Source organism: Pseudomonas sp. RW407 (assembly GCF_003176655.1).
GTDB classification, from domain to species: Bacteria; Pseudomonadota; Gammaproteobacteria; order Pseudomonadales; family Pseudomonadaceae; genus Pseudomonas; species Pseudomonas delhiensis.
In genome coordinates, this window is record NZ_QGSL01000029.1 from 897,081 (window position 1) to 907,451 (window position 10,371).

Annotated in this window: 10 protein-coding genes; 3 read left to right on the plus strand and 7 right to left on the minus strand. The window is 70.8% G+C overall.

Translation table 11 applies throughout. The features are described from left to right. Positions 1-32: 32 nt before the first annotated feature. From mrdA to DK254_RS04865, 5 genes are read right to left on the minus strand one after another with little or no spacing between them, the layout of a single operon-like run. Entirely contained in the window at positions 33-1,919 is a 1,887-nt protein-coding gene (mrdA, locus tag DK254_RS04845) for a penicillin-binding protein 2 (protein WP_109932647.1), read from the minus strand. A gap of 15 nt (positions 1,920-1,934) precedes the next feature. Then, a complete protein-coding gene (rlmH, locus tag DK254_RS04850; protein ID WP_009617293.1) occupies positions 1,935-2,402 on the minus strand; it encodes a 23S rRNA (pseudouridine(1915)-N(3))-methyltransferase RlmH in 468 nt (155 codons plus the stop codon). 6 nt (positions 2,403-2,408) lie between these two features. Continuing rightward, positions 2,409-2,762, minus strand: a complete 354-nt coding sequence (rsfS, locus tag DK254_RS04855; protein WP_009617292.1) for a ribosome silencing factor — start codon at positions 2,760-2,762, stop codon at positions 2,409-2,411. An 11-nt stretch (positions 2,763-2,773) separates the two neighbouring features. Beyond that, complete coding sequence (gene nadD, locus DK254_RS04860; RefSeq protein WP_109932649.1) at positions 2,774-3,436, minus strand: nicotinate-nucleotide adenylyltransferase; 663 nt, start codon at positions 3,434-3,436, stop codon at positions 2,774-2,776. Beyond that, on the minus strand, positions 3,436-4,701 hold the full coding sequence (locus tag DK254_RS04865) for a glutamate-5-semialdehyde dehydrogenase (RefSeq protein ID WP_109932651.1): 1,266 nt from the start codon (positions 4,699-4,701) through the stop codon (positions 3,436-3,438). Before DK254_RS04865 ends, nadD begins: the two co-directional genes overlap by 1 nt. Positions 4,702-5,019: 318 nt before the next feature. Between DK254_RS04865 and DK254_RS04870 the strand changes: the two genes are divergently transcribed. Beyond that, positions 5,020-6,246, plus strand: coding sequence for an alpha/beta fold hydrolase (locus DK254_RS04870; protein ID WP_109932653.1), 1,227 nt, complete (start codon positions 5,020-5,022; stop codon positions 6,244-6,246). Between the two features lie 156 nt (positions 6,247-6,402). Here DK254_RS04870 and DK254_RS04875 read toward each other — a convergent pair whose 3' ends face one another. Further along, on the minus strand, positions 6,403-7,257 hold the full coding sequence (locus DK254_RS04875; protein ID WP_109932655.1) for a class I SAM-dependent methyltransferase: 855 nt from the start codon (positions 7,255-7,257) through the stop codon (positions 6,403-6,405). Positions 7,258-7,320: 63 nt separating this feature from the next. On the opposite strand from DK254_RS04875, the gene DK254_RS04880 reads away from it, so the two are divergent. Both DK254_RS04880 and DK254_RS04885 read left to right on the plus strand, forming a co-directional pair. Next, positions 7,321-8,040, plus strand: a complete 720-nt coding sequence (locus DK254_RS04880) for a DNA-3-methyladenine glycosylase (RefSeq protein ID WP_109932657.1) — start codon at positions 7,321-7,323, stop codon at positions 8,038-8,040. Then, positions 8,037-9,350 (plus strand): bifunctional DedA family/phosphatase PAP2 family protein, encoded by a 1,314-nt coding sequence (locus DK254_RS04885; RefSeq protein WP_109932659.1) that lies wholly within the window; start codon positions 8,037-8,039, stop codon positions 9,348-9,350. The genes DK254_RS04880 and DK254_RS04885 overlap by 4 nt, the downstream gene beginning before the upstream one ends. A gap of 3 nt (positions 9,351-9,353) precedes the next feature. Here DK254_RS04885 and DK254_RS04890 read toward each other — a convergent pair whose 3' ends face one another. Beyond that, positions 9,354-10,256, minus strand: a complete 903-nt coding sequence (locus DK254_RS04890) for a LysR family transcriptional regulator (RefSeq protein ID WP_109932661.1) — start codon at positions 10,254-10,256, stop codon at positions 9,354-9,356. Positions 10,257-10,371: the final 115 nt, after the last annotated feature.

The window sequence follows — 10,371 nt, forward strand, 5'->3', positions numbered from 1 at the left end:
CGTTCGGTCGAAGTTCGGGTTCATGTTCATGCTCATGGCTTCGGCGCCTCCGCCACCTGTGGCGCGAATTCGGGCTTGAGCTTGCCGTTCTCGTCCAGCAGCCAGGCGTCCATCACCTGCTTGAGCACCGGCGCCGCGACGCCGGAGCCGGACTCGCCGTTCTCCACCATCACCGACACCGCGATCTGCGGGTTGTCCGCCGGGGCGAAGCCGATGAACAGCGCGTGGTCACGGTTGCGCTCGTTGAGCTTGGAACGGTCGTAGCGCTCGTTCTGCTTGATCGCCACCACCTGCGCGGTACCGGACTTGCCGGCGATGCGGTAGACCGAGGCGGCGCCGACCTTGTGCGCGGTACCGCGGGCATTGTGCACCACCTGCTGCATGTCGGAGTCGATCAGTTCCCAGTTGCCCGGCTCGCGCAGGTCGATGTCGGGCATCGGCTCGGGGTCGACCGGCGGCTGGCCGTCGACGGTCCTGGCCAGGTGCGGGCGGATCCACTTGCCGTGGTTGGCGATCAGCGCGGTCATCTGCGCCAGCTGCAGCGGCGTGGACTGCATGTAGCCCTGGCCGATGCCGAGGATCAGCGTCTCGCCGGGGAACCAGACCTGGCGGCGGGTGGCGCGCTTCCACTCGCGCGAGGGCATCAGCCCGGGGGATTCGCCGTACATGTCCAGGGACACGCGCTGGCCGAAGCCGAAGCGGCTCATGTAGTCGTGCAGCCTGTCGATGCCCAGCTTGTGGGCGAGGTCGTAGAAGTAGGTGTCGTTGGAGCGCATGATCGCCGTCTCCAGGTTCACCCAGCCCTCGCCGGAACGGTTCCAGTTGCGGTACTTGTGGTCGTAGTTGGGCAACTGGTAGTAGCCGGGGTCGAAGACCCGCGAGCCAGGCGTGACCACCCCGGAGTCGAGGCCGGCCAGGGCCACCGCCGGCTTCACCGTCGAGCCCGGCGGGTACAGGCCGCGCAGCACGCGGTTGTACAGCGGGCGGTCGATGGAGTCGCGCAGCGCCGAGTAGTCCTTGAAGCTGATGCCGGTGACGAACAGGTTGGGGTCGTAGCTCGGCTGGCTGACCATCGCCAGCACCTCGCCGGTGGCCGGCTGGATCGCCACGATGGCGCCGCGGCGCCCGCCCAGGGCCTCCTCGGCCTTGGCCTGCAGCTTGCTGTCGATGCTCAGGACGATGTCCTTGCCCGGCACCGGGTCGGTGCGCTTGAGCACGCGCAGCACGCGGCCGCGGGCGTTGGTCTCGACCTCCTCGTAGCCCACGGTGCCGTGCAGCTCGGCCTCGTAGAACTTCTCCACGCCGGTCTTGCCGATGTGGTGGGTGCCGGAATAGTTGACCGGGTCGAGCACCTTCAGCTCGGCCTCGTTGATCCGCCCGACGTAGCCCACCGAGTGGGCGAAGTGCTCGCCCAGCGGGTAGTGGCGGACGAACTGCGCGGTGACGTCGATGCCCGGCAGGCGGTACTGGTTCACGGCGATGCGGGCGATCTGCTCCTCGGACAGCTCGAACATGATCGGCACCGGCTCGAACGGCCGCCGGCCCTGCTTCATGCGCTTCTCGAAGATCGCCTTGTCCTCCTCGGTCAGGCCGAGGATCTCCACCAGCGCCTGCAGCTCCTGCTGCAGGTTCTCGGTGCGCTCGCGGGTGACCGTGAGGCTGAAGCTGGGGCGGTTGTCGGCGATCAGCACGCCATTGCGGTCGTAGATCAGGCCGCGGTTCGGCGGGATCGGCTGGACGTGGACGCGGTTGTTCTCCGACAGCGTCGAGTGGTACTCGTACTGGGTGACCTGCAGGTGGTACATGCGCGCCACCAGCACCAGGGCCAGGAGGAAGATCGCCACCGCGCCGACGACGACCCGGCGGCGCACCAGGCGGGCGTCCTTCTCGTGGTCCTTGAGTTGTATCGGCTGCGGCATCGAGTACGGCTACGACTACTTGTGGTAGGGGTGCCCGGACAGCACCGTCCAGGCGCGGTAGATCTGCTCGCCCACCAGGATGCGCACCAGCGGGTGCGGCAAGGTCAGCGGCGACAGCGACCAGCGCTGTTCGCTGCGCGCACAGACCTCCGGCGCCAGCCCTTCCGGGCCGCCGACCATGAGGTTGACGGTGCGCGCGTCGAGACGCCAGCGGTCCAGTTCGGCGGCCAGCTGCGGGGTGCTCCAGGGCTTGCCTTCGACTTCCAGGGTCACCACCCGTTCACCGGGCTGCACCTTGGCCAGCATGGCTTCGCCCTCCTGGCGGATCAGCCGGGCCACGTCGGCGTTCTTGCCGCGCGTGTTCAGCGGGATCTCCACCAGCTCCAGGGACAGCTCGGACGGCAGGCGCTTGACGTACTCCTGCCAGCCCTCCTCGACCCAGCGCGGCATGCGCGAGCCGACCGCGATCAGACGCAGGCGCAAGGGCGCTTACTCGCCGCTGTGGTGGGCGCGGCTCTGTTCGGCGCCGAGCCAGAGGCGCTCCAGGTCATAGAACTGGCGGGTGGCCGGCTGCATGACGTGGACCACCACGTTGCCCAGGTCGATCAGCACCCACTCGCCGCCTTCCTGGCCTTCGCTGCCGATGGGCTTGACGCCCTGTTCCTTGACCTTCTCCAGGACGTTGTCGGCCAGCGACTTGACCTGGCGGCTGGAGGAGCCGGAGGCGATGACCATGACGTCGGTGATGCTGGTCTTGTCGCGCACGTCGAGGACGGTGATGTCCTGCGCTTTCATGTCTTCCAGAGCGGCGACGGCCAGCTCGACCAGTTGTTCGGTTTGCATTGAATGACTCTCTAGTTTGCCAGGGACGCGCGGTACAGCCCGTGCGCCTCGATGTAGTTCAATACCGCGTCCGGCACCAGGAAGCGCGGCGAGCGCCCCTGCGCCAGCAGGGCGCGGATCTGGGTGGCCGACACCGCCAGGGGCGTCTGCCAGATGAAAGTGACCTGCCCAGCCGCGCCGGACAGGGCGTTGGGGTCGGCCACGCTGCGCGCCGCCAGCAGGTCGCGCAGGGCTTCCGGCGCCTCCACGTCGGCATCCGGGCGCTGCAGCACCAGCATGTGGCAGTGCTGCAGCAGTTCGTCCCAGCGGTGCCAGCCGGGCAGGCCGCAGAAGGCATCCCAGCCGACCATCAGGAACAGCTGCACCTCGTTCCCCAGTTCCGCGCGCAGCGATTCCAGGGTGTCGATGGTGTAGGACGGCTTGTCCCGGGCCAGCTCGCGGGCGTCCACCGTCAGGGGCGCGACGCCGGCCACCGCCAGCTCGACCATGGCCAGGCGCTGCTGCGCCGAGACCTGCGGCGCCCCGCGGTGCGGCGGGCGCGCCGCCGGCAGCAGACGCAGCTCGTCCAGCCCCAGCAGCTCGGCGGTCTCCAGCGCACTGCGCAGGTGACCGATGTGCACCGGATCGAAGGTGCCGCCGAAGAGGCCGATCCGCCGCGGGCGTTGCTTGCCCATCAGGTACGCACGTGCCCGTCGCCGAAGACCACGTACTTCTCGCTGGTCAGGCCTTCCAGGCCGACCGGGCCGCGGGCGTGCAGCTTGTCGGTGGAGATGCCGATCTCCGCCCCCAGGCCGTACTCGAAGCCGTCGGCGAAGCGCGTAGAGGCGTTGACCATGACCGAAGCCGAGTCCACCTCGGCGAGGAAGCGCCGGGCATTGCTGAAGTTCTCGCTGACGATGGCGTCGGTGTGCTGCGAGCCGTAGGTGTTGATGTGCTCGATGGCGCTGTCCAGGTCGTCGACGATGCGGATCGACAGGATGGGCGCGTTGTACTCGGTGCGCCAGTCTTCCTCGGTGGCTTCCAGCACGCCGGCGCCCAGCAGCGCGCGGGTGGCGGCGTCGCCGCGCAGCTCCACGCCCTTGTCGCGGTAGATGGCGGCCAGCGGCGGCAGCACGCGCTCGGCGATGGCCTTGTGCACCAGCAGGGTTTCCATGGTGTTGCACGGCGCGTAGCGCTGGGTCTTGGCGTTGTCGGCGATGCGGATGGCCTTGTCGAGGTCGGCCGACTCGTCGATGAACACGTGGCAGACGCCGTCCAGGTGCTTGATCACCGGCACCTTGGCCTCGCGGCTGATGCGCTCGATCAGGCCCTTGCCGCCGCGCGGGACTATCACGTCGACGTACTCCGGCATGCTGATCAGCGCGCCCACGGCGGCGCGGTCGGTGGTTTCCACCACCTGCACGGCGGCCGCCGGCAGGCCGGCCGCGGCCAGGCCCTGCTGGATGCAGCGGGCGATGGCCTGGTTGGAGTGGATGGCCTCGGAGCCGCCGCGCAGGATGGTGGCGTTGCCCGACTTCAGGCACAGGCTGGCGGCGTCGATGGTCACGTTCGGCCGCGACTCGTAGATGATGCCGATCACGCCCAGGGGCACGCGCATCTTGCCGATCTGGATGCCCGAGGGGACGAAGCGCATGTCGCGGATCTCGCCGATCGGGTCCGGCAGCTTGGCCACCTGGCGCAGGCCCTCGATCATGTCGTCGATGCGCGCCGGGCTCAGCGCCAGGCGGTCGAGCATGGCGGGCTCCAGGCCATTGGCCCGGCCAGCGGCCAGGTCCTGCTCGTTGGCGTGGGCGAGCTGCTCGCGGGCAGCGTCCAGGGCATCGGCGGCGGCCAGCAGGGCGGCGTTCTTCTGCGCAGTGGAAGCCCGCGCGAGGACGCGCGAGGCTTCGCGGGCGGCGCGGCCCAGGCGGCTCATATAGTCGAGGACGGACTCGGTCATGGTTCGTACGCGTCTGCGTGAGGGAAATGCGCGATTATAGCGGCCCCGCCTGCGCCCGCCCAGCCACAGCAGCCAGCCGGTAGACAGGGCGTCCCGCCACGGCGCCGGTAACGCCGCCCGGGCACCGCGGGCCGCGCCCCGGCCGCGGAACGGTGACACCCGCAACAGCGCGTTGCGATTTCGCCCGCCCGAAGGTTGGGTAAACAAAAGGCCGGCCTCTGTCTACCTTGGAGCCACCCGGCCGCACCACGCCAGCCTTTCGCCATCCGGCACGCCAGGGAAGAACGACAACAGGCGGAACACCGCCGGAGGTTCGCCATGCGCTACCGCACCGACTACAGCGCCCAGACGCTCAGCGCCGCCCCGGCGGTGCTCGAACTGGACGGCTGGCAACTCCACTACCAGGCCTTCGCCCACCGCGCGGACGACCCGCGTCCGCCGGTGCTGCTGCTCGGCGGCGCCTTCCAGAGCTTCCGCTCCTTCGCCAGCGAGGTCAGCGAGCTGCTCGCCGGGCACCCAGTGATCCTCCTCGACCTGCCCAGCCAGGGCGGCAACCTGCAACTGGCGCCGGAGCTGAGCCTGGAGGACCTGGCCGACCTGATCGCCGCCTTCGCCGAGGCCCTGCGCCTGCCACCGCTGATGCCCATCGGCCTGTCCTACGGCTCGGCCCTGGCCGCCCTCTTCGCCGCCCGCCACCCAGGGCGCTGCGCGCGCCTGCTGCTGGCCGGCATCACCGCCTTCGGCCGCCCCGGCGCCCGCGCCCTGCTGGAGGAAGCCCTGGCGCGCCTGGACCTGGGCCAGCACGAGCCCTTCGCCAACGGCGTGCTGACCGGCCTGGTCAACCCGCTGCGCCTGGCCGATACCGGCGTCTCCCCGGTGTTCCGCAAGGCCCTGCTGCGCCAGCTGCAACGCCTGACGCCGGCGGAGGTCGAGCGCTACCGGCAGAACAGCCGGCGCCTGCTGGCCTTCGGCGGTTTCCAGCGCCACCCGCAGTGCCCGACACTGGTGCTGGCCGGCGAATACGACCACTTCACCCAGCCCTGGGAACACGCCGAGTTCGCCCTGGCCTGCACGGACGCCGAGTTCGCCCTGATCCACGACGCCGATCACCTGGCCCAGTTCGAACGCCGCGGCGCCTGCGCCCGGCTGTACGCCCCGTTCCTCGAAGGCCAGGCACTGCCGCGCAACGCCGCCGGCAGCACGCGCTTCCAACGCGCGCAACTGCCGCACCTGGAACGCCGCTTCGAACCGCGCCTGGCGCCACCGCAACCGCGCGCCCTGCTCAGCCACGCCGACGGCGGCCAATGGCGCGCCGAACTGGCGGAAGTCGGCTACTTCGGCGGCCTGGTCCACGCCGGCCTGCCGGCCGAACTGCCGCAACGCGGCTGGCGCCTGGCCATCCCGGGCGTGGAGGAACTGGACATCCTGCCGCTGCGCCGCACCACGGAGGGCATGGCCTTCATCTTCCCCCACGGCGATCCCCGGGCCAGCGCCAGCCTGGCGGGGATGGTGGTGCCGTTGCAGCAAGGCGCCTGCGCAGCCTGACACGACGGAACGGCGGATAACCGCGAACGGTTATACGCCCTACGCCCGGCCCGAAAAACGTCGTCCCCCTGTAGGAGCGAGCTTGCTCGCGAACCGCTTGGCACCAGGCCCGGCAGGTTCGCGAGCAAGCTCGCTCCTACGAAAAGCGGGGGCGACTCAGGTGCGGGCTTCGATGACGCGCACCAGGCTCGGCATGCGCCCGCGCGGCAGGCACAGCTCGGCGCCGTGCACCTGCGGGTCGAGCACCTCCACGCCGCTGAAGCCGCAGCCGCGGAAGGCCGCGGCTATTTCCGCCTCGCTGCGGTAGTGCAGCGGGTAGCCGCCGCGGGTCAGCCGGCCGATCAGGCCGACGCCCCAGCGGATCTGCCGGTAGCGCGGGTGCTCGCGCAGGTCGGGGTAGAGTTCGGTGAGGTAGGTGGCCGCCGGGAAGTCGGCCAGGGCCGCCGCCAGGCGCGTCCAGAAGCCCTCGATCAGCGGGCGCTGGAAGTAGTTCACCAGGCCTTCGGTGATCACCACCAGCGGGCGCTGGCGGTCGAGCTGGGCGAAGAGCGCGGCCAGGGTGTGCGGGCCGTCCTCGGCGAGGATGTCCACGGGGTGCACCCGGTGCCGTTCATCCAGCCAGCCCTGCTGATGCAGCAGCGCCGACTTGCGCGCGGCCATGGGCGGCAGGTCAGCCTCCAGGTAGTCCAGCTGTGGATAACGCTGGCGGAAGCGCCTCCCCCGCGGCGACAGGCCGCAGGCGATCTCCACCACCTGGGTGACGCCGCGCTGCTCGATGGCCTGGCGCAGGCGCGCGTCTATCAGCAGGTGGCGCTGCAGCAGGAAGTCCTCGATGTTCAGCCCGAAGCCCAGGCGCGCGCCCCAGTTGATCGGCGCCACGCAGCCGTGCACCCAGCGCCCGAAGGTGGTGGCGAAGGCCGGCTCGGCGAGCTTGTGACGGAACCAGACATAACCGGTGTAGTGCGCACTGGGGGTGATGTGCGCGCTGTCGCTGCGGACGCGTTCAGTCATGATTCAGTCTCTTGTTGTTATCATCCTCCAGCCTAAGAGCGCCCTGGTACCCACGACAATCCCATGCCTGCCGATCCCATCCTTGGTTTGCCCTGGCCCGAAGCACGGCCGCTGCCCCACGCCTTCTTCGACCGCGACGCCCTGCTGGTGGCACGCCAGCTGCTGGGCAAGGTGATCCGCCACCGCGTCGGCGACCTCTGGCTGTCCGCCCGGATCATCGAGACCGAAGCCTATTACCTGGCCGAGAAAGGCAGCCACGCGTCCCTCGGTTACACCGAGAAACGAAAGGCCCTGTTCCTCGACGGCGGGCACATCTACATGTACTACGCGCGCGGCGGCGACTCGCTGAACTTCAGCGCCGGCGGCGCCGGCAACGCGGTGCTGATCAAGTCCGGCCACCCGTGGCTGGACCGCGTCAGCGGCGACGCGGCCCTGGCCCGCATGCGCCAGCTCAACCCCGCCGCCGATGGCAGCGAGCGCCCGCTGGGCAAGCTCTGCGCCGGCCAGACCCTGCTGTGCAAGGCCATGGGCCTCAAGGTGCCGGACTGGGACGCCCGCCAGTTCGACCTGCAGCGGCTGTTCGTCGACGACCTCGGCGACACCCCGGCCCAGGTCATCCAGACCACCCGCCTGGGCATCCCCCACGGCCGCGACGAGCACCTGATGTACCGCTTCGTCGACGCCGCCTTCGCGCCCTTCTGCACGCGAAACCCGCTGCGCCGCGGCCAGGTCGAAGGACGCGACTACTACCTGCTGGACAGCTCGGAAGCCCACCGCACATGAGCCTGGAACTCTTCAACCAATGGATCGCCAGCCACCCGCAATGGCTGGGCCTGATCGTCTTCCTCGTGGCCTTCCTCGAATGCGCGGCGGTGGTCGGCCTGGTGCTGCCCGGCGTGGTGATGCTCTTCGCCATCGCCGTGCTGGCCGGCGGCGGCGCCCTGGGCCTGGGGCAGACGCTGCTGCTGGCCTTCGCCGGCGGGCTGCTGGGCGACCTCTGCTCGTACGGCCTCGGCCGCCGCTTCCACCAGGACATCCGCCGCCTGCCGCTGCTGCGTCACCACCCGGAATGGCTGGCCGGCGCCGAGGGCTTCGTCGCCCGCTACGGCGTCGCCAGCCTGCTGGTGGGCCGCTTCATCGGCGCCCTGCGGCCCTTTCTGCCGCTGGTGGCGGGCATGCTCGACATGCCTTTCGGGCGCTTCCTGGCGGTGTCCATCCTGGCCGCCGCCGGCTGGTCGGTGGCCTACCTGCTGCCCGGCTGGACCACCGGCGCGGCCCTGCGCCTGCCGCTGCCCGAAGGCTTCTGGCCGGAAATGGCGGTGATCGCCGGCGGCCTGGCGGTGCTCGGCGGGGCGCTGATCCACGCCTGCCTCAGGCGGCGCCACGGCACCGCGCTGATCGCCGCGGGCCTGAGCGCCGCCCTGCTGCTGGGCATCCTGGTCGGCTGGCCGCACCTGGACGCCCTCGACCACGGCCTGATGACGCTGATCCAGCAGGAGCGCAGCCCGCTGCTGAACCACGTCATGGTGGCGGTGACGCGCCTGGGCGACTTCCGCACCCAGGTGATCGTCGGCGTGGTCGTCAGCGGCCTGCTGCTGGGCCTGGGCAAGTGGCGGCATGCCCTGTTCGCCGGCGGCAGCCTGCTGGCCACGGCGCTGCTCAACACCACCCTCAAGCATTTCTTCGGCCGCGCCCGCCCGGAGGTGATCGCCGACCCGCTGAGCGCCTTCAGCATGCCCAGCGGGCACAGCTCGGCCTCCTTCGCCTGCTTCCTGGTGCTGGGCGTGCTGGCCAGCCGCGAGGGCTCGCCGCGGGTGCGCCTGACCTGGCTGCTGCTGGCCATGCTGCCGGCCGCCTGGATCGCCGGCTCGCGCCTGTACCTGGGCGCGCACTGGCCCAGCGACGTGATCGCCGGCGCCCTGCTGGCCGCCGCCGTGTGCGCCGCCGCGCTCTGGGCCAGCCAGCTGCGCCAGCCGCTGCCGGCCCTGCCCAGGCGCGTCTGGTGGTGCCTGGTGCCGGCCCTGCTGCTGGTGTTCTCGGTGTCGGTCGGCTGGGACCTGAGCCACGCGGTGGCGCGCTACCGTCCGCTCTGAGCCTCAACGCCAGGGCGCGCCGCGCATGTGCTCGGCGCAGCGCTGCTGGATGAACTCGCGCAGCAGGGTCACCGGCGGGCTCAGCTGCGCGCGGTGGGTGCAGAACAGGTTCAGCGGCGCCGCCTCGCCCGGGTAGTCGCCCAGGGCCACTTCCAGGCGCCCGGCGCGCACGTCGGCGGCCACGTCCAGCCAGGACTTGTAGACCAGCCCGCAGCCGGCCACGGCCCAGCGCCGCACCACGTCGGCATCGTCGCAGACACGGTCGCCGCCCACCTCCACCGTCTCCTCGCCGAAGCTCCAGCGCTCGTGCACCCGGCCGCCGAGCATGTACAGCAGGCAGTTGTGCCGCGCCAGGTCCTGCGGCTGGCGCGGCCGGCCGCGGCGCGCGAAGTAGGCCGGCGCGCCGCACAGCACGCGGCGGTTGTCCGCCGCCAGCGGCAGCGCCACCAGGCTGGAGTCCGGCGGCAGGCCGAGGCGGATGGCCACGTCCACCGGCTGGCGGTAGAGGTCGGCCTGGCGGTCGCTGATCAGCAGGCGCAGGCTCAGCCGCGGGTGCAGCGCCTGGAACTCGTCGAGCCAGGGCAGCAGCACGTTGCGCCCCAGGTCCGAGGGCGCCGAGACCTGCAGCGGCCCGGCGATCTCGCTGCGCCCGCCGGCCAGCAGTTGGCGGCCCTCCTCCAGGCTCTGCAGCGAGGCCCGCGCATGGGCCAGGAACAGCTCGCCCTCGGCGGTCAGCCGCAGGCTGCGGGTGGAACGGGCGAACAGGCGCGCCTGCAGGGCCGCCTCCAGGCGCTTGAGGGCGGCGCTGGCCACCGCCGGCGAGGTTTCCAGCTCGCGGGCCGCGGCGGACAGGCTGCCCCGCTCGGCGGTACGGACGAACAGGCGGAGGTCGTCGAAGCGCAGCATTTTCAAAATTCCTTTGAAAGAGACTTTCTTCCTACGCGGTTTTTCTTCGCAACGAAAGAGCGGAGGATGCGCCCATCCCCCACTGCCGCAAGGAAACCTCCCGATGAGCAGCCCC